The sequence below is a fragment of the Streptacidiphilus monticola genome, assembly GCF_042658505.1.
Lineage (GTDB): Bacteria > Actinomycetota > Actinomycetes > Streptomycetales > Streptomycetaceae > Streptacidiphilus > Streptacidiphilus monticola.
On the sequence record NZ_JBHSQJ010000026.1, the window covers coordinates 1 to 24,171 of the forward strand.

Annotated in this window: 25 protein-coding genes; 11 read left to right on the forward strand and 14 right to left on the reverse strand. The window is 73.1% G+C overall.

Going from position 1 to position 24,171, the window contains the following annotated elements; genetic code table 11:
• The 3 genes from ACFP3V_RS07955 to ACFP3V_RS07965 form a co-directional block, all read left to right on the forward strand.
• Nucleotides 1–875 (forward strand): decaprenyl-phosphate phosphoribosyltransferase (locus tag ACFP3V_RS07955; RefSeq protein WP_380581282.1); only part of this gene is annotated, 875 nt, incomplete at its 5' end.
• Nucleotides 872–2,233, forward strand: a complete 1,362-nt coding sequence (locus ACFP3V_RS07960; RefSeq protein ID WP_380581284.1) for an FAD-binding protein — start codon at nucleotides 872–874, stop codon at nucleotides 2,231–2,233. The genes ACFP3V_RS07955 and ACFP3V_RS07960, both read left to right, overlap by 4 nt.
• On the forward strand, nucleotides 2,233–3,015 hold the full coding sequence (locus ACFP3V_RS07965) for an SDR family NAD(P)-dependent oxidoreductase (protein ID WP_380581286.1): 783 nt from the start codon (nucleotides 2,233–2,235) through the stop codon (nucleotides 3,013–3,015). Before ACFP3V_RS07960 ends, ACFP3V_RS07965 begins: the two co-directional genes overlap by 1 nt.
• A 7-nt stretch (nucleotides 3,016–3,022) precedes the next feature.
• On the opposite strand, the gene ACFP3V_RS07970 is transcribed toward ACFP3V_RS07965, so the two are convergent.
• Complete coding sequence (locus tag ACFP3V_RS07970; RefSeq protein ID WP_380581288.1) at nucleotides 3,023–4,204, reverse strand: PP2C family protein-serine/threonine phosphatase; 1,182 nt, start codon at nucleotides 4,202–4,204, stop codon at nucleotides 3,023–3,025.
• Nucleotides 4,205–4,295: 91 nt separating this feature from the next.
• On the opposite strand from ACFP3V_RS07970, the gene ACFP3V_RS07975 reads away from it, so the two are divergent.
• Nucleotides 4,296–4,625, forward strand: coding sequence for a hypothetical protein (locus ACFP3V_RS07975; RefSeq protein WP_380581290.1), 330 nt, complete (start codon nucleotides 4,296–4,298; stop codon nucleotides 4,623–4,625).
• A gap of 34 nt (nucleotides 4,626–4,659) precedes the next feature.
• Here the strand turns inward: ACFP3V_RS07975 and ACFP3V_RS07980 are convergent, their stop codons facing one another.
• The 3 genes from ACFP3V_RS07980 to ACFP3V_RS07990 all read right to left on the reverse strand — a co-directional run bounded on the left by ACFP3V_RS07980 (nucleotide 4,660) and on the right by ACFP3V_RS07990 (nucleotide 6,408).
• Complete coding sequence (locus ACFP3V_RS07980) at nucleotides 4,660–5,088, reverse strand: low affinity iron permease family protein (RefSeq protein WP_380581292.1); 429 nt, start codon at nucleotides 5,086–5,088, stop codon at nucleotides 4,660–4,662.
• A 75-nt stretch (nucleotides 5,089–5,163) separates the two neighbouring features.
• Nucleotides 5,164–6,144, reverse strand: coding sequence for a YihY/virulence factor BrkB family protein (locus ACFP3V_RS07985; protein WP_380581294.1), 981 nt, complete (start codon nucleotides 6,142–6,144; stop codon nucleotides 5,164–5,166).
• Between the two features lie 102 nt (nucleotides 6,145–6,246).
• Nucleotides 6,247–6,408, reverse strand: coding sequence for a DUF5670 family protein (locus ACFP3V_RS07990; RefSeq protein ID WP_380581296.1), 162 nt, complete (start codon nucleotides 6,406–6,408; stop codon nucleotides 6,247–6,249).
• Between the two features lie 206 nt (nucleotides 6,409–6,614).
• On the opposite strand from ACFP3V_RS07990, the gene ACFP3V_RS07995 reads away from it, so the two are divergent.
• The 3 genes from ACFP3V_RS07995 to ACFP3V_RS08005 all read left to right on the forward strand — a co-directional run bounded on the left by ACFP3V_RS07995 (nucleotide 6,615) and on the right by ACFP3V_RS08005 (nucleotide 8,697).
• The gene (locus ACFP3V_RS07995) at nucleotides 6,615–6,944 is read left to right on the forward strand and encodes an STAS domain-containing protein (RefSeq protein WP_380581298.1); all 330 of its coding nucleotides are present in this window, start codon (nucleotides 6,615–6,617) and stop codon (nucleotides 6,942–6,944) included.
• On the forward strand, nucleotides 6,941–7,870 hold the full coding sequence (locus tag ACFP3V_RS08000; RefSeq protein ID WP_380581300.1) for an anti-sigma factor RsbA family regulatory protein: 930 nt from the start codon (nucleotides 6,941–6,943) through the stop codon (nucleotides 7,868–7,870). The genes ACFP3V_RS07995 and ACFP3V_RS08000 overlap by 4 nt, the downstream gene beginning before the upstream one ends.
• 287 nt (nucleotides 7,871–8,157) lie before the next feature.
• On the forward strand, nucleotides 8,158–8,697 hold the full coding sequence (locus tag ACFP3V_RS08005) for a hypothetical protein (RefSeq protein ID WP_380581302.1): 540 nt from the start codon (nucleotides 8,158–8,160) through the stop codon (nucleotides 8,695–8,697).
• A 249-nt stretch (nucleotides 8,698–8,946) separates the two neighbouring features.
• Here ACFP3V_RS08005 and ACFP3V_RS08010 read toward each other — a convergent pair whose 3' ends face one another.
• The 6 genes from ACFP3V_RS08010 to ACFP3V_RS08035 form a co-directional block, all read right to left on the reverse strand.
• Nucleotides 8,947–10,359, reverse strand: coding sequence for a glycosyltransferase (locus ACFP3V_RS08010; protein WP_380581304.1), 1,413 nt, complete (start codon nucleotides 10,357–10,359; stop codon nucleotides 8,947–8,949).
• 4 nt (nucleotides 10,360–10,363) lie between these two features.
• Nucleotides 10,364–11,020: an exosortase/archaeosortase family protein gene (locus ACFP3V_RS08015; protein WP_380581306.1), complete on the reverse strand. Its 657-nt coding sequence runs from the start codon at nucleotides 11,018–11,020 to the stop codon at nucleotides 10,364–10,366.
• 93 nt (nucleotides 11,021–11,113) lie between these two features.
• The gene (wecB, locus tag ACFP3V_RS08020; protein ID WP_380581308.1) at nucleotides 11,114–12,340 is read right to left on the reverse strand and encodes a non-hydrolyzing UDP-N-acetylglucosamine 2-epimerase; all 1,227 of its coding nucleotides are present in this window, start codon (nucleotides 12,338–12,340) and stop codon (nucleotides 11,114–11,116) included.
• Between the two features lie 11 nt (nucleotides 12,341–12,351).
• Entirely contained in the window at nucleotides 12,352–12,891 is a 540-nt protein-coding gene (locus tag ACFP3V_RS08025) for a hypothetical protein (protein WP_380581310.1), read from the reverse strand.
• Nucleotides 12,892–13,053: 162 nt separating this feature from the next.
• The gene (locus ACFP3V_RS08030) at nucleotides 13,054–13,719 is read right to left on the reverse strand and encodes a sortase (RefSeq protein WP_380581312.1); all 666 of its coding nucleotides are present in this window, start codon (nucleotides 13,717–13,719) and stop codon (nucleotides 13,054–13,056) included.
• Nucleotides 13,720–13,920: 201 nt separating this feature from the next.
• The gene (locus tag ACFP3V_RS08035; protein WP_380581314.1) at nucleotides 13,921–14,094 is read right to left on the reverse strand and encodes a CsbD family protein; all 174 of its coding nucleotides are present in this window, start codon (nucleotides 14,092–14,094) and stop codon (nucleotides 13,921–13,923) included.
• A 126-nt stretch (nucleotides 14,095–14,220) separates the two neighbouring features.
• Here ACFP3V_RS08035 and ACFP3V_RS08040 point away from each other — a divergent pair, with 126 nt between their 5' ends.
• Both ACFP3V_RS08040 and ACFP3V_RS08045 read left to right on the forward strand, forming a co-directional pair.
• Nucleotides 14,221–15,033: an SDR family NAD(P)-dependent oxidoreductase gene (locus tag ACFP3V_RS08040; protein ID WP_380581316.1), complete on the forward strand. Its 813-nt coding sequence runs from the start codon at nucleotides 14,221–14,223 to the stop codon at nucleotides 15,031–15,033.
• 54 nt (nucleotides 15,034–15,087) lie between these two features.
• The gene (locus ACFP3V_RS08045) at nucleotides 15,088–16,251 is read left to right on the forward strand and encodes an IS701 family transposase (protein WP_465270094.1); all 1,164 of its coding nucleotides are present in this window, start codon (nucleotides 15,088–15,090) and stop codon (nucleotides 16,249–16,251) included.
• A 387-nt stretch (nucleotides 16,252–16,638) separates the two neighbouring features.
• Here ACFP3V_RS08045 and ACFP3V_RS08050 read toward each other — a convergent pair whose 3' ends face one another.
• The gene (locus ACFP3V_RS08050; RefSeq protein ID WP_380581318.1) at nucleotides 16,639–16,860 is read right to left on the reverse strand and encodes a hypothetical protein; all 222 of its coding nucleotides are present in this window, start codon (nucleotides 16,858–16,860) and stop codon (nucleotides 16,639–16,641) included.
• Between the two features lie 242 nt (nucleotides 16,861–17,102).
• Here ACFP3V_RS08050 and ACFP3V_RS08055 point away from each other — a divergent pair, with 242 nt between their 5' ends.
• Nucleotides 17,103–17,288, forward strand: a complete 186-nt coding sequence (locus tag ACFP3V_RS08055) for a hypothetical protein (protein WP_380581320.1) — start codon at nucleotides 17,103–17,105, stop codon at nucleotides 17,286–17,288.
• A 176-nt stretch (nucleotides 17,289–17,464) separates the two neighbouring features.
• On the opposite strand, the gene ACFP3V_RS08060 is transcribed toward ACFP3V_RS08055, so the two are convergent.
• Together ACFP3V_RS08060 and ACFP3V_RS08065 are read right to left on the reverse strand one after the other, a co-directional pair.
• Nucleotides 17,465–18,064, reverse strand: coding sequence for a DUF6529 family protein (locus ACFP3V_RS08060; RefSeq protein WP_380581322.1), 600 nt, complete (start codon nucleotides 18,062–18,064; stop codon nucleotides 17,465–17,467).
• A gap of 45 nt (nucleotides 18,065–18,109) precedes the next feature.
• A complete protein-coding gene (locus ACFP3V_RS08065; RefSeq protein WP_380581324.1) occupies nucleotides 18,110–18,670 on the reverse strand; it encodes a COG4315 family predicted lipoprotein in 561 nt (186 codons plus the stop codon).
• Nucleotides 18,671–18,894: 224 nt separating this feature from the next.
• Between ACFP3V_RS08065 and ACFP3V_RS08070 the strand changes: the two genes are divergently transcribed.
• Nucleotides 18,895–19,371, forward strand: coding sequence for a hypothetical protein (locus tag ACFP3V_RS08070; protein ID WP_380581326.1), 477 nt, complete (start codon nucleotides 18,895–18,897; stop codon nucleotides 19,369–19,371).
• A 176-nt stretch (nucleotides 19,372–19,547) separates the two neighbouring features.
• On the opposite strand, the gene ACFP3V_RS08075 is transcribed toward ACFP3V_RS08070, so the two are convergent.
• Complete coding sequence (locus ACFP3V_RS08075; protein WP_380581328.1) at nucleotides 19,548–24,026, reverse strand: LamG-like jellyroll fold domain-containing protein; 4,479 nt, start codon at nucleotides 24,024–24,026, stop codon at nucleotides 19,548–19,550.
• Between the last annotated feature and the right edge of the window lie 145 nt (nucleotides 24,027–24,171).

Consider the following 24,171-nt stretch of genomic DNA (forward strand, 5'->3'; position numbering starts at 1 on the left):
CGCCGCAGCGCGCCCGGGCGCTGCTGCGCCTGGCCCGCCGCCGTCAACTGCCCAAGAACCTCCTGGTGTTCGCCGCCCCGCTGGCCGCCGGTTCGCTCGGACCGCACGGCCGCGGCGCCGGGGGCGCGCTGGTCGCGTTCCTCGCGTTCACCCTCTCCTCGACCGCCGTCTACGCCGTCAACGACGTCGTGGACGCGGACCAGGACCGGCTGCATCCGCGCAAGCGGCTGCGGCCGGTGGCGTCCGGGCTGGTGTCGGAGCCGCAGGCGCTCGTCTTCGCCGCCGGATGCGTCGTGCTCGCCGAGGCGTTCGGCGCGGCTCCGCCGGGCACCGGGCTGTCCGCCGCGGTGACCGGCTACCTGGGCGCGTCGGCCCTGTACTGCGTCGCGCTCAAGGACGTGCCGTATGTCGAACTCGTGGTCGTGGCAAGCGGGTTCGTGCTGCGCGCACTGGGCGGGGCGGCGGCGGCCGAGGTGCCGCCGTCCGGTCCTTTCGTGCTGGTGTGCAGCCTCGGCGCGCTGCTGATCGTGGTGGCCAAGCGGGCCACCGAGAGCGCCGGGCTCGGCGCCCGTGCCCGCGTGCACCGGCCCTGCCTGCGCGGTTACTCCGTGCGCGGCCTGCGGGCAGGCCAGCGTACGGTCGGGGGCGTGCTGCTGATCGCCTACGTCACCTGGGCCGTGAGCGACCCGGACGCCTGGACCGGCGCCTGGCGGCTGGTGTCCGCGGTGCCGCTGGCCGCGGCGCTGGTCCGCTTCGACGCGCTGACCGGGCGGGACGGTGGCAGCGCCATCGAGGATCTGCTGCTGCGGGACCCGCTGATGCTCACCGCCGAACTGCTGTGGCTGTCCCTCTTCGTGATCGGACTGCAGCGATGACCCGGCCCGGCGCGGCGACGGGGACGGGCCGGCGCAGGCTCGACGGCTGGGGCCGGGCCACCTCCTCCCACGCCACCGTGACCGGACCGCTGACCGCCGAGGCCGCCGCCGAACTGCTGGCCTCGCGGCCCCCGCGCGGCGTGCTGGCACGCGGATCCGGCTGCAGCTACGGCGACGCGGCGCAGAACGCCGGAGGCGTCGTCCTGCTCCCGGACCCGGACGCCGGCATCCGGGTGGACCACGCCCGCGGCACGGTCCGTGCCGCCGCCGGCGCCACCTTCCGCCAACTCCTGCACGCCACCGTGCCCTTGGGCCTGCTGCCGCCGGTGCTGCCAGGCACCGCCAGGCTGACGCTGGGCGGCGCGGTGGCCGCGGACGTGCACGGCAAGAACCACCGCCGGGACGGCAGCATCGGCGCATGGCTCGACTCCGTCCAACTGCTGTGTCCGGACGGCACGTTGCACGACATCGGACCGGCTCGGGAACCCGGGCTGTTCCGGGCCACGGTCGGCGGCATGGGCCTGACCGGCGTCGTCCTCGCAGCCGAGCTGCGCCTGCTGCGCATCGCCAGTGCCCGCCTGCGGGTGACCACGCGACGGGCCGGATCCCTGGACGAGGTGCTGGAGTTGCTGGACAGCGCACCCGGCCGCTACACCGTGGCCTGGATCGACACCACGTCCGCAGGCGGCGGCCTGGGCCGGGGCGTCGTCGACAGCGCGGACCACCTGGAACACCCCGACCCCCGGCGCGAGCCGGAGGGCCCGGTCCAACGTCCCTCGCGCACCGGCCGGTTGACGCTGCCGCCGCTGCCCCTGGTCACCCCGCGCACGGCGCAGGCGTTCAACAGCGCCTGGTACCACGCCGCGCCGCGACACCGGGAGAGCGTCCGGGACCTGACCGCGTTCTTCCACCGGCTGGACGCCGTCCCCTACTGGAACCGGCTCGCCGGGCCGCGCGGGCTGGTCCAGTACCAGTTCGCCGTCCCCGGCCGGGCCCACGGCGTGCTGGCGACGGTCCTCGAAGCCCTGCAGCGCAGCGGCGCCGCGCCCTACCTGGGCACGCTCAAGCGCTTCGGTCCCGGCGAAGCGTCCGGCCCGCTGTCCTTCCCGTTGCCGGGCTGGGCGCTCGCGGTGGACGTCCCGGTCGGCGCACCCCGGCTGGCCGGGACGCTGGACCGGCTGGACCGTCTGGTGGCCGAAGCGGGCGGCCGGGTCTATCTCGCCAAGGACTCCCGGATGTCCCGCGACGCGTTCCGCGCGATGTACGGGCCGCTGGACGACTGGCACGCCGTGCGGGCCTCCGTCGACCCCCACGCGACCATGCGCTCCGACCTCGGGCGCAGATTGGGGCTGTGCTGATGCGCGACTCACTCGGACGTCCCGGAAGGATCCTGCTGCTCGGCGGGACCAGCGAGATCGGCCTGGCCGTGCTGCGGGCCCTGCCGCTGTCGCCCGACACCGAGGCGGTCCTCGCCGGTCGGGACCGGGCGGCGCTGGAGGCCGCGGGCAAGACCCTGCGCTGCCGCACCCGGACCGTCCACTACGACGCGACCGCCCTCGACACCCACCCGGCCCTCGTCGCGGACGTGTTCGCGCCCGCCGACGTGGACCTGGTCGTCTCGGCCGCCGGCATCCTCGTCGAGCAGCGGGAGTTGGACGCCGACCCGCTGCGGGCGGGCCGGCTGATGACCACCGACCTGACCGGGCACGTGACCACGCTGCTGGCGGTGGCCGCCCGGATGCGCGAGCAGGGGCACGGCACGATCGTCGTGCTGTCCTCGGTCGCGGCGGTCCGGCCGCGGGCCGGGACCTATGTGTACGGGGCCGCCAAGGCGGGCCTGGACGCCTTCGCCCGCGGGCTCGCGGACTCGCTGGCCGGAACGGGCGTGCGGGTGCTGCTGGTCCGTCCCGGGTTCGTGACCGGGCGGATGACCCGCGGACTCGACCCGGCCCCCCTCGCGACCACCCCGGAGCGCGTGGGCGCGGCGGTGGCCCGGGCGCTGGTCCGCGACCGCGGCCGCACCGTGCTGTGGGTCCCGCCCGCGCTGGCCGCGCTCGGCGCCGCGATGCGCCTCACACCCGCCCCGCTGTGGCGCCGCGTCGCCCGCCGCCTCGACGCGCAGCGGCTGGGCGGCGAGTGACGGTCCGTCAGGCCGGGCGCCATTCGATCATCATGATGGTGCAGTCGTCCTCCAGCGGGGCCGCCTGGTAGTCGAGCAGGGCGTGGATCAAGCGCCGCAGCGCCTCCGGGGCCGGTTCGCCCGCCGCCGTCGTGCGGATGATGAAGTCCGCGAAGCGGTCCAGGCCGAAGCCGTCGCGGTTGCGGCCGCGGGCCTCGACCACGCCGTCGGTGTAGAGCAGGACGGTGTCGCCGGGCCTGAGCGACGCCGAGTGCACGGTGCGGCCCTGGTGGTGAATGCCCGTCAGACCCAGAGGCGGTTCGGCGGGGCGCTCCAGGGCGTCGGGGATCACCTTGCGGTCGCGGATCAGCAGCGGCGGGGGGTGGCCGCAGTTGGCCCAGTGCAGTGTGCCGGTGCCGGTGTCCACCCGCAGGAAGACGCCGGTGGCGAAGCGGTCGGGGAACCAGCGGGTCAGCGCGTCGTCGATGGTGGCCACCAGGTCCGGCAGGTCCGCGCCGTTGCGGCGGGCGTTGCGGCAGGCGCCGAGCGCGAGCGCGGCGGTGAGCCCCGACCCCAGGTCGTGCCCCATCGCGTCGAGGATCGCGGCATGCAGGGCGCCGTCCGTCAGCGCGTGCTCGAAGGCGTCGCCGCCCAGGTCGTAGGCGGGCTCCAGCACGGCGGTGGAGACGACGCGGTGGGTGGCGATGGTGCGCGGGGGCAGGAAGGCGCGGAGCATCTCGGACGGCAGGGACATCCGTTCGGCGCGCGTGCCCTGGGCGTAGCTGTCGCTGGAGTCCCGCATCGAGGTGATCGCGGGGGCCAGCACGCCGGCCAGCATGCGGCAGCGGTGCAGGGTCTGGCTGGTCAGCGCCGAGGTGCGCAGCTCCAGCAGGCCCAGCCGTTCGGCGCCGTCCACCAGCGGGAACCACGCGCACAGCTCGGGACCGTCCTCGACCACGCGCAGGCTTCCGGTGCGGTAGGCCCAGCCCGCGGGGGAGCCCTCGACGGGCAGCCCGGGACCGCCGTCGAGCGGCATCAGCTCGTGCTGCTGGATGTCGGCGAGCAGCACCCGGCTGTCACCCAGGCCGAGTGCGGAGGTGTACCGCTGGGCCAGTACCGGCGTCTCCGCCGGGTCCAGGGTGCGGCCGGAGGTGAAGAACTCCTCCAGCAGCTGCTCCCCGGGGCCGATGGGGAAGGGCTCTGGCGTCATGACCGGCGGCTTCCCAGGCTGGGACCGGGCATGCGCGCGCCAGGTGCCTTGCGGCGCGTTTGCGGCGGGACGGGTGGGGCACCCGGTGCTCATGGCCGACGTACTGGTGGAGCAGGACCCGCAGTTGATGACCGATCAGGACCTGGCGGCGGTGCTGCACGTCCTCGACGGCATCGCGGTCCAGGGCGAGGGCACCTCCCCGCGCAGGCGGCAGTCCACCGAGGAGTGGACGCTGGAGCTGCACTGGCAGCAGCGCGGTCCGGTCTCCGCCGACACGGAGGCGGCGCTCCCGGAGGCGCTGCTGCGGATCCGCGAGCACTACGCGCTCCAGGACCGGCCCGCTCCCGTGCGGCTGCGGGTCCTCGACCCCGACGGCGCGCCGCTGCTGCGCGTGGACCCGGCCGACCCCGGCGCCGACTGACCTGCGGCGCACGCGGGTTCGGCACCGCACGGGCTCAGGAGCTGGTGCGGTCCTCCAGGCCCACGGCCTCGCGCAGCTCACGGCGCAGCCGCTGGGCGTCGGCGCCGTGGTCGACGAGGGTGATCACGTCGGCCAGGGCGGCGGCGACGGCGTTGAGCTTGTCCTGGGTGGCCTGGTCGTTGCGGGTCTGCGTGTTCTGCAGCAGCGCGACCAGCAGGAAGGTCACGATGGTGGTGACCGTGTTGATGATCAGCTGCCAGGTGTCCACGCTGCCGAAGACGAAGTAGGACGGCAGCCACACCAGGACCAGGACGACGCACAGGGCGAAGAACACCGCCCGGGAGACGAACGCGTTCGCCCGGGTGGCGAACCGGTCGAACAGGCTCAGCCGCCCGCCGACGTCACTGGGCATGTCACCGCGGTCGGTGGATGCTGCCGTCGCCTTGGCGTCGGTCGTGGTCATCTGGCTCCTCCTCGGTCACCGGCCGGCGAACGGCTGGACTGTCGGTTTGCTCCGGGGTCGTTCGGTTGCTCTCGGTCAGAGGTCGTCGTCGTGGAGCTTGTCGGTGTCGCGCAGCTCCATGTAGGGCTCCTCGTCGGCCGGGCGACCGCGCTCGATGGCGCGCTGGCGTTCGAGTTCGGCGTTGAGCTCCGCGCCCAGCAGCAGGGCGAGGTTGGACAGCCACAGCCACACCAGGAAGACCACGACCGCGGCGAGGCTGCCGTAGACCCGGTTGTAGGAGCCGAAGTGGGAGACGTAGAGCGCGAAGAGCGCCGAGACGGCGATCCACAGGACGACGGCGAGCAGGCCGCCGGGGCTGACCCAGCGGAAGTGCTGGCGGGCGTTGGGCGCGGCCCAGTACAGCAGCGCGAACAGCAGGACCACCAGCAGGAGCAGCAGCGGCCACTTGCCCCACTGCCACACCTGCACCGCCGTGTGCCCGATGCCCAGCGCCGTGCCCACCCGGTCGGCGACGCGGCCGCTGACGACGACGAGGATGCTCGCCACGGTGAGCAGCAACAGCGTCGCCACGGTCAGGCCGAGGCGCAGCGGCAGCAGCAGCGTGAACGGCCGCCCCTCCGGGACGTCGTAGACGGCGTTCATGGCGCGGATGAACGCGGCGATGTAGCCGGACGCCGACCACAGCGCCGTCGCGATGGCGATGATGCCGACGACACCGGCGGCCGCGTGGTGCTGCTGAAGATTGGTCAGCGCCTGCACGAGCAGGTCGCGGGCCGGGCCCGGCGCCAGCTGCCGCACGTTGCGGATCAGCGGGTCGGTGACGGAAGGGCCGATCCAGCCGAGGACCGACATCAGCACGAGCATCGCCGGGAAGACGGACAGGACGCCGTAGTAGGTGAGCGCCGCCGCCCAGTCGCCGAGATGGTCGCTCTGGTACTCGCGCGGGACCCGGCGCAGTGCGCCGCGCCAGCCCCGGCCGCCGAGTTGGCGCAGGTCTGTCGGGTGCTCGTCCGGGCCGGGGGCGTCCGGCAGCCGTTCGGTGCGGTCGTCGGGCATGGCTTGTCCCTCCGTCGGGCCGCCGTGCGGACGGCGGGTGGTCGCGGAACGGGGGAGGGGTGGCACGCGGCGTGCGCGGCCACCCCTCCGGGGTGCGGTGTGCTACCAGCGGTACCAGCGGCCGCCCCCGCCCGCGGACCGGGCGAAGAAGCCGACCACCCAGAGCACCAGCACGATGAGAGCGATCCACCACAGCACGTGCACGGCGAAACCGATCCCACCGAGGATCAGCGCCAGCAGCAGAACCAACAACAAGGGACCCATAGGTCTCCACCTCCTGGCAGGCCGCTTGCCCGGAAAGCCGGGACGCACACGTGCTCTCCGGGCAGGGCGTCACCGCGGCGGTGACGGGGTAGGCGGGCCCTGAGCCACGGACACCGCGGCGCCTCGGTACGGTAGGGGCGGTGGCTTCGGCCCGGCCGAGCCCCGCCCGGCCGGGGCCGGGACAGCGTGGAGAGGGCGGACAGCAGATGGTGGCAGCAGCGGGCGCCGGACCCGGGCACCTCTCGGTGGCCGCCGGTGCGTCGGGTGAGGGCCTGCGCCTGGCCGGGGAGATCACCGCGGTCACCCGCCCGGTCTGGCGCGAGGCGCTGGGCAGGCTCACCCCCTGCGGGCCGGTGGTGCGTCTCGAACTGTCGGCGGTGACGTTCGTGGACGTCGCCGGCATGACCGAGTTGGTGATGACCGCTCAGGGACCGCTGGCCGGGCGCAGGATCGTCCTGCTCCAGCCGCCGCCGCAGGTGCCGAGGCTCCTGGAGATGTTCTGGCCGACCATGACTGGGATCGAGGTGGAAGGGTGACCGGCACCGCGCCTGTCCAGGGCTTCGTGCATCCGGCCCTGTTCTACGAGGGCCAGGACGCGTACCTCGCCGGCACCGTCCCGTTCCTGCGGCAGGGCCTCGCCGCCGGGGAACCCGCGGCGGTTGCCGCCCCGCCCGCGCAGCTCGGCTGGCTGCGGCGCGCTCTGGGGGCCGACGCCGAGCGCGTCGTCCTCATCGACATGACGGACGCGGGCCGCAATCCCGGGCGGATCATCCCCCAGGTGCTCCGGGGCTTCGCGGACGCGCACCCGGCCTCGCGGGTGCGGATCATCGGGGAGCCCATCTGGCCCGGCCGCACCACCCTGGAGTACCCGGCCTGCGTGCAGCACGAGGCGCTGATCAACGCCGCCTTCGCCGACCGCGAGGTGACGATCCTGTGTCCCTACGACACGGCCGGCCTCGACGCCGACGCACTCGACGACGCCCTGACCACGCACCCGGTGGTCATCGACGACAAGGGCGAGTGGGCCTCCGACCGGTACGACCCCTGGGGCGCGGTGGCCCGCTACAACGACCTGCCGCCCGTGCCGCCGCACGCCGCCGTCCACCGCTTCGGCGCCGGGGCGCTCGCGGAGGCGCGCGACTTCGCGGCTGCCGAGGCCCGCGCACTGGGGATGACCGTGCTGCGGCTGATCGACCTCGAGCTCGCGGTCGCCGAGCTGACCACCAACTCCGTTCTCCACGGCGGCGGTTCGGGCACGCTGCGGATCTGGCAGGAGGACGGCCTGGTCGTCTGCGAGGTGCACGACGCGGGCCGGCTCACCGACCCGCTGGCCGGCCGCCGGCCCGCCACCGCCGACGAGCCCAACGGCCGCGGACTGCTGCTGGTCAACCGCGTCGCCCAGCTGGTCCGCGTCCGCGCTGACGCCGAGGGCACGACGTTCCGGGCGTACCTGGCTCCCTGAGTCCCGCCTCCGGCGGTGCGGGGGGCGCGGTGCGTTCTGGTGCACGCATCGGGCGGTGGGTGGCGGTACCTGCGGGTTTCGGGGGTAGGGGCACCGGTAGGGAGAGCGCCCCATGTGTCGCGGACCGCGGATCCGGGCCTCAGGTCCACTTCGCGGACCGCGGGTCCCGCGCCGTAGGTCCCTTGGATGACGGGCGGCAGCGGGTGGTCCGTCGCTGCTGTCGGCCTCCGGCAGTCGGGCGTCAATCTCTCGCCGTACCAAGCCCGTTGACCGTGAGGAGAACGCCCATGACGCAGTCGCCGACGCTGCCGCCCGAGCAACTGCGCTGGTGGTCCGTCTACTTGAACAACCATCTGAGCGGCGCGGTCGCGGGCGCCCAGCTCGCCCAGCGTCTGGCCGACGGCCTGTCGGGCGAGCCGCTGCAGGGAGAGGCCCGTCGCCTGGCCCGGGAGATCGCACAGGACCGGGACAGCCTTCGCGGGCTGATGGAACGTCTGGGCGTCGCCCGCCGCCCGCTGTACGCCTGCCTGGGCTGGGCGGTCGAACGGGGCGGGCGGCTCAAGCCCAACGGCCGCCTGCTGCGGCGTTCCCCGCTGACCTCGCTGGTGGAGTGCGAGGCGATGCGGACCGGCGTCGAGGCCAAGCGGCAGATGTGGCGCGCCCTCGACGCGGCGCGGCTGCCGGAGCCCGACGGTACGACGGTGCGGGAGCTGGAGGAGCGTGCCGCAGCCCAGGCCGCCGCGCTGGAGAACGTCCACCGCCACCTGGCCGAGGCCCTCGGCAGGCATCCCGACCAGGTCGGCCTGGCGCACGCCGGCCGGGCCTGAGGCCCGTGCCGGCGCGGCCCACGGCAGCTGCGCCGTGCTGGTGCCGTGTCCGGACAGGTCCACCGTGTCGCGGCGCCCGGCACGCCTCCGCCAGCCTTCGGCCGGGGGTGCCCCCACGCCGCGTTGTCGGGCGCGCCCAAGGACGTCCAGTACGAGGGCGACCCTCCGCCTTGCGATCTTCGCCCAGCCTTCGGCCGGGGGTGCCCCCACCACCGGACACCGCAACCCGGCGAACCTGTCCGGACACGGCTAGGCGCCGGGATCGTAGGAGGCTGCTGACGCCGGGGCCGGGCGGTGGCCGACCTGTGCCCCGAGCGTCGCGGGCTCGCGTCCCGCGTCGCGCACGTGCGCGCTGTCCCGCTCGTCGAGCCGGACGGTCTTCGCCCAGGCGTTCCTGCGCAGCAGGATCCGGAACAGGGCGCGCCAGACGCAGACGAAGGCGATGTAGTTCATCAGCAGGAAGTTGTGCCCGAGGACGAAGGCCCGCCAGCGGGGGATGCCGCGGGAGCGGCGCAGGCAGAGCCAGGTGCCCAGCAGGCAGGGCAGGAACGACAGCGCGTACCAGACCAGGCCGCCGATGACGCCGGAGGCCCAGCCGTCGACGAAGGAGAACAGCTGGGGTGCGCGGGTGAAGAAGCGGTACCAGCCGATGTGGAACAGGACGCTCCACGGCAGGTCCACCACCCAGGGGATCAGCAGGTAGCCGGCGATCTCCAGCGCGCCGGCGTTGGAGAGGTGCGGTGAGCGCCAGGCCTCCACGATCCTGCGGCCTGCCGTCATGTGCCCCTGGTACCAGCGCACGCGCTGCCTGAGGAGCCGGCCGAGGGTGTCGACGCCCTGCTGGTTGACCGAGGCGGCCGGCTCGGTCTCCAGGTGCCAGCCCCGGACGGCGAGGGTGATGGCCAGGTCGAGGTCCTCGGTGAGCGAGGGCGACCAGGGTTCGGCGCCGATGCCGTCGAGCGCGGCCAGCCTGCTGAACTGGCCGTTGCCGCCGAGGCTCGCCGTGCGCAGGCGGGCGCGCCCGCACTGGGAGACGGCGGCCAGGGCCCAGAAGCAGTAGTCCTGGTACCACAGCAGCATCGACGTCCGGTTCCGGATCCGCACCGGCAGTTGCAGGCCGCCGACGCGCGGGTCGTCGAAGTGCGGGAGCACGCGTGCCAGCGCCCCGTCGCTGAGGCGGCCGTCGGCGTCCATGACGCAGACGATCACCTGGGCCGGGTCCTGGCCGCGCTCGGCGGCCAAGGCGCGCACCACGGCGAGCCCGGCGTTGAGCGCGGCGCCCTTGCCCTGGCGCGCACGGGGCAACTCCCGTCGCAGCAGCACGAGTTCGTCGCCTCCGGCGGCGCGGGCCAGCTGTCCGGTCGCGTCGTCGGAGCCGTCGTCGATCACGATCAGCGTGCTGCGGGGCTGGCCGCACAGGCCCCGGACGGTCGGCTGGATCACCGCCGCCTCGTTGAGGCAGGGCACCAGGTAGTACACCCAGTACGGGTCCTGGTCGGGGCGCCCGAGGTGGGGGCGGCCGTAGCGGGCCGCGCTCTGTGCCGGGAGGGCGAGCCCGCGTCTCTTCCACTCCAGCAGGCCGAGGAGCATCACCCCTCCCGAGTACGCGGCCGCGAAGCAGATGACGATCAGCGCGACGGCGCTGAAGGCGGGCCAGGTCATGGTGTCAGCGTTCCTTCCGGGCCGGCGCGTGGACCGGCAGGGGTGGGGTCGTCGGACCGACTCGGCGGCGCGCCGACCGGGACGCCCTGCCGCCGCAGACGGAGAAGAAGCCGGCGATGGCGGCGCTGACCCCGGCGATGATCATCACGGACCCGACGGTCGCGTGGGCCCAGCCGAAGCCGCCGGCTCCCCAGGTGTGGGCGGCCCATCCGATCATGGCGATCCTGGCCTGGTTGACGGCGAACACCGCGCCGGCCGCGCCCGCCAGGGCGACCAGGATCCGGACGAGCGGGAAGCGGCCGGTCAGGCCGAGGACGCCGGCCATGCCCAGCAGCGCGGCGATGGGCAGCGCGGCCGTGCACTCGGGCGTGACGGTGAGCCCGAACACCCGCGGGGTGTACAGGCCCAGGAAGATCGTCGCCGTGCCGTGGGGCACGTCGACGGTGCTGGAGGTGGCGTACCCCACCAGCGGCGCTGCGGTGTCGGCTTCCAGGTCCCGGAACCAGGTGTTCGCGGCGGCGAAGGCGACGGCCGTGGCGAGCAGGAGGAGCGAGACCGGCGCGCGGACGCCCCGGCCGGGTGCGGGGCGCCGGACCGGGCCGCCGGACGCCGGGCGCAGCGCGCCGCCGGAGGCCGGCGGCCCGGGCACGGGACTAGTCATCCCTGGAGGCCGCGCGCCTGCCGCGGACCAGCAGCAGGGCCAGCAGCGCCAGTCCGAGCACGAGCAGGGACGTGGCCGCGAGCTCCAGGGGCATCAGGCTGGCACCGGTGGCTGCCAGCGCTCCGCCGGTGGCGGCAGGACGGTACATGGAGGTGACTCCCTTTCAGCAGGTTCTGCGGACAGTGGACTTGTGCGTGCGGCTGCCTGCGCGAGCGCGGCGGTGCCGTCCTGTGCGACCGCCCGCGCGAGGGCCGCGATCCGTGCGGACGCGCGGCCGTCGCCGTAGGGCGAGGGCAGCGAGGCGAGCCGCCTGCCCAGCTCCCGGTCGGAGAGCAGGCGTCGTGCTGTGGAGCCGAGCTGCGGACCGGGCGGGAGCAGGGTCGCGAACCCGGCGGCGACGGCCTCGGGCCGCTCGGTGCTGTTGCGCACGACGATCAGCGGCTTCTTCAGGACGGTGCACTCCTCCTGGACCCCGCCGGAATCCGACACGAGCAGCGCGGCGTGCCGGGCGAGGCTGAGGAAGGCGGCGTGGTCCACGGGCGGCACCGGGTGCAGCGCCCGCAGCTCGCGTCGCAGCCCGAACCGTTCACAGGCCTGGACGGTGCGGGGGTGGGCCGGGAAGAGTACCGGGACGGGAAGGTCCGCGAGTTGACGGAGGATCAGGCGCAGGCGCGCGGGGTCGTCCGTGTTCTCGGGCCGGTGGAGCGTCACCAGGACGTACTCGCCCGGTCTCCTCCCGAACCGGTCCACCAGTGCCAGCGACTCCCGCGGAGCCGGCAGCGACAGGGTGACCGCCTCGACGACCGTGTTGCCGGTGAGCCGGATCCGTTCCGCGACCACGCCCTCCGCCAGCAGGTTGGCGACCGCCTCCGGCGTCGGCGCGCAGTGGACGTCGGCCAGGACGCTCACCACCTGCCGGTTGATCTCCTCCGGCATGGCGCGGTCCCGGGACCTGAGCCCCGCCTCCACATGGATCACGGGGATGCCCTGGTAGTGCGCCGCCTGGGCGCCCGCAGAGGTGGAGTTGGTGTCGCCCTGCACGATCACCGCCCCGGGCGGCTCGTGCTCGAAGCGGCGGCTGAGCTCGCAGATCATCGCTCCGATCTGGTGGCCCCTGGCCGTGCCGCCGATCCCGGTGAGCTGGATCTTCGGGGCCGGTAGGCCCATGCCTTCGAAGACGCCCGCGGCCAGCTCGGTGTCGTAGTGCTGCCCGGTCCAGACGACCTGGCAGCGGTCGCCGAGGCCCTGGATGACGCCCGCGAGTTTCACGATCTCGGGCCGTGTGCCGAGGACGACCGCGATCGGTCTCGGACTGGTCATCGGTGCGGCCCTCAGACCGCCGGGCGGCGACGGCGCCAGAAGACGTACCCGAGCACCGCGGGCACGGCGATGGCCCCGGCGACGCCGGCGACCTTCGTGTCCACCATCGGGACGCCGGAGTTGCAGGTCGCGTTGACCTTGAACTCCTTGGACTTGCGGCCCGCCGAGTCGTCCTCGAAGGCGACGTACATGCCCTGTGGGAGGGCGAGGGGCCCGGAGATGTCCTGGCCGTGCGGGGGTGTAGCGGTGAACGTGGCCGTGCCCGCGGCCACCTGGGTGCCGGGGTTCCCGGCGGTGCCCGTGAACACCGACCAGCTCAGTGCCTGGTTCGGGTCGAAGTCGAAGGCGTCGATGTAGAAGCAGCCCACGTTCGGGTCGTTGCTGTCCTTGTCGACGGAGGTGCTGATGTCGTGGATCTCGATGTGGCCGTTGTTGCCCGGGGGAGCGGCCAGCGCCGGGGCGGCGGGAGCGGCCACGGCGAGGAGGAGGGCGGCGGAGCCGGCCAGGGCCGAGTTTCTGACCCTGCGGCGTGTGCGGGAGGCGGCAGGCATGAGGGAACTCCCAACTGTCGGGCGTCGCATCGACGGGGAGGCTGTGCCAGGGCCGGGCCGCCGATACCTGTGCGACGAGTCCCTAGCCGAGGGGGAGCGGCGATCACGGCAGCGACGCAGCGGAGGAAGGCGTTCGGAGGAGCGGAACCACCCTGTCGGCTCTCAGCGGGGCGGGGCTTCGAGGCGGCCGAAGACGACGTAGCGCCCCGAGTGTCCGAACCGGGGCGTGCAGGTCGTCAACGTGATCAGCCGTTGTGCCGGATCCGCGCCCCGGCCCTGGTCGGCTGCCAGGACAGCGACATCCCTCGGGGAGACGTTCCGCGTCGCGGTCACGACGTATGTGTACACACCGCCACGGGCGGTGGCGGTGATCTCGTCCCCGGGGTGCACCAGCTCCGGCAGGTCGGCGAACGGCTCGAAGCCGGACAGTGAGGAGCGGTGCCCGGCGACCGCGAAGTTGCCCACCGCCCCCGGCGCCGCCGTGCCGGGGTAGTGCGCCAGCCCGCGGCTCAACTCCGCGTCGTCCGTGCCCTCGTAGACCGGGTACACCCAGGTCGGCCCCAGAGCCGGGATGCGCACGACGGCCACGAGATCGCCACGCCGCACGGGTCGTGCCGCCTCAGCGGCGTTGCCGGCGGCTGGTGGACGGGCCAGGGCGGAGGCGAGCCGGTCGGTCCGTGCCGCCTCGCCGGCGTCCGGAGCGGCGCCGGTCCCGACGCGCAGCCACACGGCGTACGAGCCGAGCGCCGTACCGGCCGCGAGCGCGAGGGCCGCCGCCATCACGAGCAGCAACCGGCGGACCGGCCGACCCGCGACCCTCGTCCGCATCGTCGCCCTCCCTGCCCAGCCGTCGTGCCGCTGCGCGCCAGGCTAGGTCGAGGGGGGAGCCGTCCCCGGGCGGACGTGCCGGTCTGCCCCAACCGGGGCTCGGTTCTCGCCCGTTCGGCGCATGCGGCGGCGGGGCGCCGCGCTGGGCGCCCCGCCGGGGGTGGGTCGTCCCGGCCGGTTCTTCTCGGCCGGTCGCGGGCGTCAGTCCTTGAGCGCGTCCTTGGCCTTCTCACCGGCCTGCTTGAGGTCGGCGGCGCTCTTCTCCGCCTGCCCCTTCGCCGTGAGCCGCTCGTTGCCGACGGCGCGGCCGGCCGCCTCCTTGACCTTGCCCTTGGCCTTCTTGCCCATGTTCTCAGCCTTGTTCTCCGCGCTCACGTGTCCTCCTGGTTCCGGCTACGTGCGGTCGCTGAGCGCGTGCCCGCCTCCCGGCGACCCATGCGCGGTCGATCGGGCCGCGCCCTGGACGGGTGTCCGCCTCGCGGGTCCGGGCAGCCGCCAGGCATGGCTGAACTTGCACCCCTCACCCCGCTCGCCCTGGTGACCGGCGCCTCCAGCGGCATCGGCCTGGAACTGGCCCGGCAGTTCGCACAGCACGGCTACGCCCTCGTCATCACCGCCGAGGACGACCGGCTGGACGCGGCCGCACGTGAGCTCCGCGAACTCGGCAGCCCGCTCACTGCGGTCCGCGCGGACCTCCGCACCCGCGACGGCGTGGAACTGCTGCTCGGCGAGATCGCGGCCCTGGGCCGCCCGGTCCGGGCCGCCGCGCTGAACGCCGGGGTCGGCGTCGGTGGCGCCTTCCTCGACACGGACCTGGAACGGGAGGTGGACCTGGTCCACCTGAACGTCATCGCCACGCTGCGCCTGGCCAAGCACCTGCTCCGGGACATGGCGGACAGGAACGAAGGCCGGCTGCTGATCACGTCCTCCATGGCCGCGACCATGCCCGGGTCCTTCCAGGCGGTCTACAACGCTTCCAAGTCGTTCCTGCAGTCCTTTGCCGAGGCGCTGCAGAACGAGCTGAAGGACACCGACGTCGTCATCACGTCGCTGATGCCCGGCCCCACCGAGACGGACTTCTTCCACCGCGCGGGCATGGACGACACCCGGGTCGGCCGCATGCCGAAGGACGATCCCGCCCAGGTGGCCCGCCAGGGCTTCGAGGCGCTGATGGCCGGCAGGAGCCGCAGGCCCGCGGGATCGCTGAAGACCCGCGCCCAGCAGGCCGTCAACAAGGTCCTGCCCGACCCGGTGAAGGCGGCCGCGCACCGCAGGCTCGCCGAGCCGGGCAGCGGCCGCCCCCGGCACCGCTAGTACTGCAACGACACTCCGTGACTGGGTGGGCTGAGGCTCGTTGTTCGTTGCGTGGTGGACGCGATAGTTGATGGTTGGTCAGGTGCCTTCGGTGACTTCGTGGCAGGGTTCGCGGGGCGTTTCGGTCGGGTGGAGCCGCGGCGGCGGATGGTGTCCTACCTGCGGGGATTGCTCGGAGAGAGCGAGCGCAAGAACGGTTGGACGCTGGCTGAGGCCGCGGGTGACAGCGGTCCGCAGGGGATGCAGCGGCTGCTGAACTACTACCGGTGGGACGCCGACGCCGTTCGCGACGACGTCAGGGCGGCTGTTCTCGAGCACATAGCGGATCCCGTGCGGGGAGTTCTGATCCTGGACGAGACCGGTTTCTTGAAGAAAGGGGTTCGGTCGGCGGGGGTGGCCCGGCAATACTCGGGCACGGCCGGCCGGATCGAGAACTCCCAGATCGGGGTGTTCCTCGCCTACGGCTCCCCTCTTGGGCGGGCGCTGATCGACCGCGAGCTCTACCTTCCCAAGGACTGGACCGCGGACCGCGACCGCTGCCGCAAAGCAGGAATCCCGGACGAGGTCGAGTTCACCACGAAACCGGATCTGGGCCTGCGCATGCTGCAGCGCGCGGTGGCAGCGGGGATACCGTTCGGGTGGGTGACCGCGGATGAGCTCTACGGGCAGACCGGGCGTCTTCGGCTGTGGCTGGAGGAACACGACGTCCCCCATGTCCTCGCCGTCCCCAAATCCCAGATGGTCATGACGATGGAGTTCTTCGGCCAGGCCCGCGCGCACCATCTGATCAGCCACCTACCCGACGACGCCTGGACACGTCTGAGCTGCGGGAACGGCGCCCACGGCCCCCGGGAGTACGACTGGGCCCAGGCCCCGGTCCGCCCGTGGCGCCGCGAGGGGTGGGACCACTGGCTGCTGGCCCGCCGCAGCCTTTCCGACCCCACCGACATCGCCTACTACATCTGCTTTTCTCCCACCGGGACCCCGCTCGACGACCTGGTCCGGGTTGCAGGGGCCCGGTGGATGGTCGAGGAATGCTTCCAGAGAGCGAAGAACGAGGCCGGCCTCGACCACTACCAGGTCCGTGACTACACCGCGTGGTACCGCCACATCACCCTTTCCATGGCCGCCCTCGCCTTCCTCGCCATCCTGAGAGCGAAAGCCAAAAAGGGGATGATCCAAACCGAACACATGATGCCCTCGTGCCCGTCACCATGAATGAGGCACGCAGACTTTTCAACCGCGTCTCCCAACCGGTACGCCACACCGTCAAGCACGTCCTCGCCTGGTCCCTATGGCGCAGAAAATCCCAAGCCCGCGCCAGGACAAGCCACTTCAAAAGACGCGGCCATCACGGAGTGTCGTTGCAGTACTAGAGCCTGTCCGGCGGATCTTTCCGGGTCGGCCCGCATCGTTCCCCACCCTTCGGGCGGGAGGTGCCCCCAGGCGCGGCCAGGTCCAAGGCGGCGGTGCGACCTCGTAGTGGACGTACCCGGGCGTTTCGACAACGCAGGGTGGGGACACCTCCCGGCCGGAGGGTGGGGGAGGCCGTGTCAGGCGGCGCGGGCCCGGGAGGATCGGCTGGTCGAGGGGCCCAACCCGGGATCAACTCGGGCTCTGCTCAAGGCGGTTCCAGCAGTCGGGGCAGCGGTTCCCGGCGGGGACGTCCGCCTCCCCCTCCGCCGGGCGGATGCCGTGGTAGCCGGCGACGGACAGGCCGCACAGCGCCTGCGTGCCGCCCTCGGGCACCACGTGCCACTGGTCCGCGCCGGGCTGGTCGTCGCCCGCGGTGCGCATCTCGAGTTTGAGCCAGTTGCGGTCCGTCATCGTCATGTCCCTCCGGTCGCCGTGGTGGTCGTTCCGTCGGCGGGACCGCCGGGACGGCCGTGTCGGTCGGCGGCTACCCGTGCGCCGTGGACCGAACCGGGGACCCGTCGGCGCGCAGCCGGGAGCGCGGCGTGAGCCCCGGAGCCGGGGGTAGGCGCGCGGCAGACGGCCGGGCCGGGCGCTCTCCGAGCGCCGGTCGAGCGGTCACCCGCCTGTACCGGCACGACGACAGGACGATCGCCATGAGCACTTCCGACCAGAACGACGCCCCGCAGGTCGACGACGAGACGCGGGAGCGGTCCTCCGAGCAGCGGAACATCACCGCGCCCACCCCGCCGGACGTCCGGGCGAAGGGCGAGGACGACGAGGACGACGAGGACGAAGGGGAAGACGTGTCCGGGCTGCCCTGGTCCGGTGCCCAGGAGTGACGGCGCACCGGGCACCAGTCCCGTGCCCGGCACTGTCAGCCCGTGGCGGGTGCCGCCGCGGTCGCGCCGGGAGCGGCGCCGTGTCGTCAGAGGGTGCCGCAGGCATCGGCCCGACGCCGAGTCGGGCCCCGTCCTGCTGACCCGGCGCGCTGACCTGTCCTCAGACCAGCTCCGCCTCAGGGAAGTTGGTAGTTGTCGAAGTACCACAGCGCGGCGCTGTACCACAGGACAGCGACGCTGGTGAGAAGCAGTCCGCCGGCCAGCGGGAGGGCCCAGCCCGGGAGCCGTCGACTGCGGACGAGCACCACCTTGGCCACGAACGCGCCGTAGAAGAAGCAGCCGGCGACGGAGTGCACCGCAACCCGGGCGGAGCCCAGTTGGACGCCGTACGCCATGACGCAGTGGACGGCGACCGGCACGGTGGCGGCGAACAGCACGAAGCCGACGAGGCGATGGGAGCGGGGGACGGCACGCGGCACCCGGCGCTGCCGGGGGAGCCGTCGGTAGAGGGCCACGGCGAGGCCGAGTTGGACCAGGCCGAGCGCGAGGATTCCGGTGGCCAGCTGCGCCTTGAGGGCGATGGCAGCGGTTCCGGAGTTGCCGAAGAGCGTCCGGGTGTAGTCCGGCGTGTGGTGGCGTCCGAACAAAAACAGGGCGGTGAAGACGGCGGCGCCCAGCAGCGCGGCCAGGACGAGCCGGACCGTGGTCCGGCCCGCCCGTCGCGAACCACCCTTGGTGCTCCCGGAGTTGCGGGGATCGGGGGCAGTCGATTCCATGATCACCTCCGGGCGGACCAGGGCGGTCGCCCTATGCCGCCCCGGTCAGCTGGTGTCGATCTTGGAGCCGCCGGGCGCGACGACGTACCAGCCTGCGCCGAACGCCTTGACGCCCTGTCCGTTCATGTCTCCCGGCTTGCTGTCGCCGGAGTAGGAGTAGAGCGGGTGGCCGTGGTAGGTGACCTGGGTGGAGTGGTCGGCGCGCATGGTCGTGCCGAGCAGCCCCGCGGTGACCCCGGTGCCCGCCTGCGGGGGGCCGGTGGTGGTGAACGGCGGCCAGGCGGCGGCGCAGGCGCCGGTGCACATGGACGTCGTCCCGGTGTCCTTCTCGAACAGGTACAGGGTGCGCCCCTGCTTGTCCACCAGGATCTTGCCGATGGAGGTGGTGCGCACCCCGACGGCGGACCCGCTCGCCGTCGACGCCGAGCCGGAGCCGCCTGCGGCGGAGGACGGCGCGGAGGAGGACGGTGCGGGAGCGGCCGTGGGGGAGGCGGAGGTGGACGGGGCGCCCACGGCGGCCTTCGTGGAGCTGTTGCTGCTGCAGGCGCCAGCGGTCAGGGCCACGGCCGCCAGCAGCAGCGCTGCCGCTGAGACTGGATGCTTCATGGTGGTTGTCCTATCCGGCGGACCGCGGAGGGGGTGCGGGCCGTCTCCCCGGCATACGCGTGCCCACCGGGGGAGGTTCACGGGATGTGGTCGCCGCGCGGGCCTGGCTTCACCGAGGAGCGGGGTTGCTCAGATCTCGCCCAAGTCCCGTGACGCGATCGCCCCCTGGGCAGCACCATGACCGCGACGGCGCCGTTCGGCGCCGCGAGCGGAGGGGGAGGGCGATGGGCGAGCTGTTCATCCTGCTGGTGATGGGCTTTGTCGCGCTGGCCGTGGTCGGCGTCGTGGTCGGCGTCGTGGCCGGCCTCGCCAGCGGCGGCGGCGGGCGGTCCGGCCACGGGCGCCCGGGCATGTGGGCGGACGGAGGCCGCGCCCTCGGGAACGACGACCCGACTGGCCTCGGCTACTCCGGCGGGCACGGTCACCACGGCCACCACGGCGGCCACCACGGTCACCACGGGCAGGAGCACGGCGGCTCCAGCTGGGGCGGCTTCGACGGCGGAGGCCACCACGGCGGCCACCACGGTCACCACGGGCAGGAGCACGGCGGCTCCAGCTGGGGCGGCTTCGACGGCGGAGGCCACCACGGCGGCCACCACGGTCACCACGGGCAGGAGCACGGCGGCTCCAGCTGGGGCGGCTTCGACGGCGGAGGCCACCACGGCGGCTTCGACGCCGGAGGCGGCGGACACCACGGCTGACTCCGCTTCGGCTGACTCCGCTTCGGCTGACTCCGCTTCGGCGGAGCCGCGCTGCCGTCATCCGGTGTCTCGACGGCGACGATGTCGCCCTCGCCGTCGCGGGAGCAAACTCGGGCCCGGCCGATGGCCGGGCCCGAGCATGTGGTGGGGGGCTGCCGAATCCGGCTGCCGAGTGGCTAGTTGAGGTTGGTGACCGCGGTGTTGTCGTTGTTGGCCGCCGCGTCCGCCGGCGGGAGGGCGGTGTTGTAGATGCGTACGTCGCTGATCTTCGCGTCGGCGTATTCGCCGTATGTGCCCTGGTACAGGCGGCGACCGAGCTGCACCGGACCGGCCGCGTTCCAGGTCGTGCCCGCGTAGGCCTTGCTGGCCGCGAGGCGGCCGTTGACGTACAGGCTCATCACTCCGCTGGTGGCGTCGTAGACGCCGACCAGGTGGGTCCACTGCCCGGCGACGGCCTTCGGGCCGTAGGTGGCGGTGAACGACGTACTGGTGGTGTCGTCGTTGTGCCGGCTGAAGGCCCAGACCTGCGAGCCGTGCGAGTAGTAGAGCTGGAAGCCGTTGGCCGCCGTCTCCCCGGCGTCGGACTGCGAGACGAAGGTGGAGTTGGCGGTCGTGGACAGGGCGTTGAGGTAGACCCACGCCGACACGGTGAGGCTCTGGCTGCTGTCCACCGCCGGGCCGCTGGTCGCGGCGTAGCCGGTGGTGCCGTCGAGACTGAGGACGGTGCCGCGGTTGGTGTCGGTGCCCCAGACGGCTCCGCCGTTGAGCGTGGCGTTCAGGCTTCCCTTGGCATCGGCGGCGGCGGTGCCCGAGCCGTCGTTGAGGAGCCAGGCGTGGACGGCGGTGTCGGTGACGGTGCCGAGGCTGAGCGGGCTGCCGAAGGCGGCGGTCGTGCCCGAAGGGGCGGCGCCCGGATACTCCGTCAACTGGCCGCTGGTGTCGGTGACATAGAGGTCGGGATTGCCGTCGGGTCCGGCGCCGGTGCTGTTGACGTCGCCGGGGGAGGCGAAGGTCGGGTAGACGGCGGCGGGCAGGACGGGGGCGAGGGCGGTGGCGGGGCTGGTGTTCCAGCCGACCGTCGCGCTGCCGGTCCAGTTCTGCGCGCTGGTGCCGTTGCAGGTGAACAGCTGGAGCTGGGTCCCGTTGGTGACGGAGGAGTTGGGGTCGTCGAGGCACTTGCCGGACTGCGGGTTGACCAGGGACCCGTTGGCTCCGGCCTGCCAGACCTGGGAACCGGTGCCGTTGCAGCGGTAGAGCTGGATCAGGGTGCCGTTGGCGGTGCCGCCGCTGGTCGCGTCCATGCACTTGCCCAGCACGCGCAGCGAGCCGTCAGCGGCCGCGGTCCAGGACTGGGCGCCGGTGCCGTTGCAGGTCCATACCTCGATCTTGTTGCCGTTGGCGGTCCCCGACTGGCTGTCGTCGGCGCAGAGATGGCCGCTGCTCGGGACGACCGCGGACTGCAGCGCGGTGCGCACCGGGGCGTGCAGCAGGGCGGGGACGTTCTCGGTCGTGCCGTCGGTGCGGGCGGCGGACGTGCTGAGCGTGAGCGGGAAGCTGTAGACGCTGCCTGAGGCGTTGTCACGCGCGAACAGCGTCGGGGTGCCGCCGCCCCAGACCCCGCCGGTGTTGACCGCACCGACGGTGCCGACGGTCAGGGCGAACCCGGCCCAGTCGCCGTCGCCGAGCAGCACGGGGTTGGTCAGTGCGGGGCCGGAGACCGCCTGGTAGAGCCAGAGTTGCCGGGCGGTGCCGCCGGGCTTGGTCTGGGTGACCAGGACGTAGTCGGAGCTGGCGTTGCCGACCAGGTCGCCGACGCCGGTGAGTCCGGTGACCTTGGACCAGTCGGCGGGCTGGCCGGCGGTGCTGCCGCAGCGCGTGGTGTCGGTGATCAGGCAGGCGGGCTGGTTGGTGATGTCGGTGTGCAGCCCGAAGGTGAAGCCGGCCTTGGCGGCCGGGTAACCCGGGGTTCCGCTGGGCGCGTTGAGGTCGTTGACGACGACGAACATGTGGCCCGCGCCGGTGCCCGTGCTGCTGTGGTCGTAGGCGAAGAGGTCGTCGACGGCGCCGCCGACCGCGCTGCCGCGGTGGGCGAGGTAGTAGTTGGCCCAGCTGTCGCCGGCCGGGCTCTGCGCAGCGGAGGACAGCAGCGCCGGGGTGACGTCCGGGGCGCTGTTGCCGGCGATCAGGTCCAGGTCGCCGGTCTTGGTCACGGCGGCCAGGTCGGGCACGCCGTCGCCGCTCAGGTCACCGGCCAGCACCTTGGTGGCCGGGTTCCAGGGGACGTAGAAGGTGTAGCTGGTCGGCACCTGGGAGAGGTTGCCGGCCTTGTCGACGGCCGCGACGTAGAGCGTGTGCACGCCCCAGTCGGGCAGGGGGGTGGAGACGGTGGCGGAGCCGGTGGGGGCGCCGGACGGGTCGTTGGCGCCGCCGGTGGCCGTGACGCTGCCGTCGTTGTCCGCGGCGGTGGGCTGTCCGTCGAGCTTCCACAGGAAGTGGTCGACGCCGCTGGCCGTGCAATTGCCGGCCGTGCAGGTGTCGGCGGGCAGCGGGTCGGCGGCGCTGACCTGGAGGCTGATGGCAGTGCTGCCGCCGGCGTACTTGACCGGGTTGGCGGTCCCGCCGCCGACCTGCGGGAACGACGGGTCGGCGGTGGTGACCGCCGGGGTGGCCGGCGGGGTGGCGTCGTAGCGGAAGTGACACTCGGTCAGCCACGGCGACATCAGGTGCAGGGACGAGTTGTCGTCCTCGGTCCGCACCCCCCAGCCGTAGTAGTGGCCGTCCTGCGGGGTGATGCTCGTGGTCTCGGTGCCGCCCGAGGCGACCCAGCCGACGGTCTTGTTGTTGACCGTTGTGGAGTGGCCGGTTCCGTCGTCCAGGGTGTTGTCCCAGACGTCGAAGACCGCGGCGAGGTTCTCGCCGGACATGTCGGTGCTCAGGTCGGCGGAGAAGGTCACTCCGCCGGCGCCCGAGGCGCCGATCCAGCCGGTGCCGCTGTTGTTGCAGCCCGGGCCGGTCGGGTTGATCGACTGCGGGGCCGTGTGCAGGTTGGTCGGCGTGTTCGGGGGCACGTCCACCGTGGTGGTGACGCTGATCCGGGTGGAGAAGCGCAGGAAGTTGTCGTTGGAGCTCGACTGGCTTTCGTCGCCGCGGAGGGCGACGGTCCACACCGTGTTGCCCAGGTTGATCATCTTCTGGATGGGGGTCTTGGTGTCGAAGACCGCATCCTTGTTGCTGCAGCTGGAGCTCGGGTTCGAGCCGGAGGCGACCGTGGTCGAGGGGACGGTGTAGGTGGTGTCCTGGCTGCTTGGCTGGTTGTTCCAGTCGGTGGACGAGTAGATCGTGGCGTGGTCGCCGCCGCCGACGGTGTGCAGGTACACCGGCTGGTTGTGGGTGCAGTCCCAGCTGGCCGCGTAGGTGTCCGGCGCCGTCAGCTGCGACTTGGTGACCACCGCGTTGGTGGGGATGTTGGTCGGCAGGGACAGCGCGTACAGCGAGCGCTCCAGGCCGACGCCGCAGCCGTCGCCCCACTGCATGTAGCCGGCGCCCTCACCGGCGGTCTGCGGGGTGTCGTACTGCGGGGAGTCGGCGCAGGAGCTGTTCGAGTACACCTCGTCGTAGTGGTTGCTGGCGGTGGTGCTGGTGGGATTGATGGAGGGGTCGATGTAGACGGGGAAGTGCACTCCCGGCCCGGTCAGCAGGCTCTGAGGGGGTGTCAGGGTCAGCTTGCCGCCCGAGACACCGAGGCCCACCGCCGCGACCTGCGCCCCGCTGCCCGGAGCGGACGCCGTGGACGTGGTGGACCCGTCCGCGTCGGCCGGGCTCGTCGCCGCGCCGGTGGTCCGGGCCTGCCGGGCCGCCGGGGCGGCGGTGCCGGGCGTGCCGGAGTCCCACATCACCGGCCTGGGCGCGGTGAACCGGACCTTGCCGTCCGCTGAAGTCGCCTGCAGGTCACCGGCCTTGTCGGTGCCGAGGGTCAGGCCCTTCGCGGAGGTGGACAGCGTCAGTCGCCGCAGTGCGGGGTCGGCGGCCGCGGCCGCGTCGTGGACGACCAGGGTCTCGGCGAATCCGCCTTGGTCGGTGACCCGTACCGACAGGTCCACGCCGGGCAGGACGGAGGGGTACAGCGCCGTCGCGCCGTCAACCGTGGGTGCGGGGAGGCGGAACGGCAGCGTGTAGGAGACGGAGTGCCCCGCCGGATCCGTCATGGTGGCCAGCGGGCCGCTGCCGCCGCCGGAGAGGGTCAGCCCGCTGGGCGTCGCCTCGGGGCTGTAGCTGCCGTCGCCGTTCGCGACGAGGGCCGCGGACACCGGGCGCCAGGCGCCGTTCCGCTTGACCCTGGCCGGGAGCAGCGAGTCCGTGAAGGTGAAGGAGCCGTCAGGGTTGGCGGTCACCTGCTGGGTCTCGGTGGTGGCCGACTCGACCGCCACCGGCTTGCCGGTGGCGGCGGCCTGGGCCGTCGCCCGCGCCATCGCCGAGTCGCTCGAAGTGGACGGGCCCGTTCCCGCGCTGGGTGCGGGGTCCGGCAGCGGCTCGCCGGCCGCATGGGCGGGAGCTGCCAGACCGCCGAGGGCCATCGCGGCGGCGAGGGGCACGAGTATCCAACGGGGCGTCAGGTGCGCTCTTCTGCGCGGGGTTTGGGCGTTCGCCGCAGTCATGGACGTTGTCGCTCCAAGCGATCAGGCCAGGTTCGGCGTGACATATCTCACGTCTGAACCACGAGGCGGGACGGTGCGGTGTCCGGTTTGCCGGACAAAGTCGATCTTGCGTTTGCCATAGACCTGACACATCGGACATTTGCTG

Bases quoted from the DNA above. Each gene is read 5' to 3' on its own strand.
- ACFP3V_RS07960 (WP_380581284.1), top strand. From the start codon at position 872: ATGACCCGGCCCGGCGCGGCGACGGGGACGGGCCGGCGCAGGCTCGAC.
- ACFP3V_RS07965 (WP_380581286.1), top strand. From the start codon at position 2,233: ATGCGCGACTCACTCGGACGTCCCGGAAGGATCCTGCTGCTCGGCGGG.
- ACFP3V_RS07970 (WP_380581288.1), bottom strand. From the start codon at position 4,204: ATGACGCCAGAGCCCTTCCCCATCGGCCCCGGGGAGCAGCTGCTGGAG.
- ACFP3V_RS07975 (WP_380581290.1), top strand. From the start codon at position 4,296: ATGGCCGACGTACTGGTGGAGCAGGACCCGCAGTTGATGACCGATCAG.
- ACFP3V_RS07980 (WP_380581292.1), bottom strand. From the start codon at position 5,088: ATGACCACGACCGACGCCAAGGCGACGGCAGCATCCACCGACCGCGGT.
- ACFP3V_RS07985 (WP_380581294.1), bottom strand. From the start codon at position 6,144: ATGCCCGACGACCGCACCGAACGGCTGCCGGACGCCCCCGGCCCGGAC.
- ACFP3V_RS07990 (WP_380581296.1), bottom strand. From the start codon at position 6,408: ATGGGTCCCTTGTTGTTGGTTCTGCTGCTGGCGCTGATCCTCGGTGGG.
- ACFP3V_RS07995 (WP_380581298.1), top strand. From the start codon at position 6,615: ATGGTGGCAGCAGCGGGCGCCGGACCCGGGCACCTCTCGGTGGCCGCC.
- ACFP3V_RS08005 (WP_380581302.1), top strand. From the start codon at position 8,158: ATGACGCAGTCGCCGACGCTGCCGCCCGAGCAACTGCGCTGGTGGTCC.
- ACFP3V_RS08010 (WP_380581304.1), bottom strand. From the start codon at position 10,359: ATGACCTGGCCCGCCTTCAGCGCCGTCGCGCTGATCGTCATCTGCTTC.
- ACFP3V_RS08015 (WP_380581306.1), bottom strand. From the start codon at position 11,020: ATGACTAGTCCCGTGCCCGGGCCGCCGGCCTCCGGCGGCGCGCTGCGC.
- wecB (WP_380581308.1), bottom strand. From the start codon at position 12,340: ATGACCAGTCCGAGACCGATCGCGGTCGTCCTCGGCACACGGCCCGAG.
- ACFP3V_RS08025 (WP_380581310.1), bottom strand. From the start codon at position 12,891: ATGCCTGCCGCCTCCCGCACACGCCGCAGGGTCAGAAACTCGGCCCTG.
- ACFP3V_RS08030 (WP_380581312.1), bottom strand. From the start codon at position 13,719: ATGCGGACGAGGGTCGCGGGTCGGCCGGTCCGCCGGTTGCTGCTCGTG.
- ACFP3V_RS08040 (WP_380581316.1), top strand. From the start codon at position 14,221: ATGGCTGAACTTGCACCCCTCACCCCGCTCGCCCTGGTGACCGGCGCC.
- ACFP3V_RS08050 (WP_380581318.1), bottom strand. From the start codon at position 16,860: ATGACGGACCGCAACTGGCTCAAACTCGAGATGCGCACCGCGGGCGAC.
- ACFP3V_RS08055 (WP_380581320.1), top strand. From the start codon at position 17,103: ATGAGCACTTCCGACCAGAACGACGCCCCGCAGGTCGACGACGAGACG.
- ACFP3V_RS08060 (WP_380581322.1), bottom strand. From the start codon at position 18,064: ATGGAATCGACTGCCCCCGATCCCCGCAACTCCGGGAGCACCAAGGGT.
- ACFP3V_RS08065 (WP_380581324.1), bottom strand. From the start codon at position 18,670: ATGAAGCATCCAGTCTCAGCGGCAGCGCTGCTGCTGGCGGCCGTGGCC.
- ACFP3V_RS08070 (WP_380581326.1), top strand. From the start codon at position 18,895: ATGGGCGAGCTGTTCATCCTGCTGGTGATGGGCTTTGTCGCGCTGGCC.
- ACFP3V_RS08075 (WP_380581328.1), bottom strand. From the start codon at position 24,026: ATGACTGCGGCGAACGCCCAAACCCCGCGCAGAAGAGCGCACCTGACG.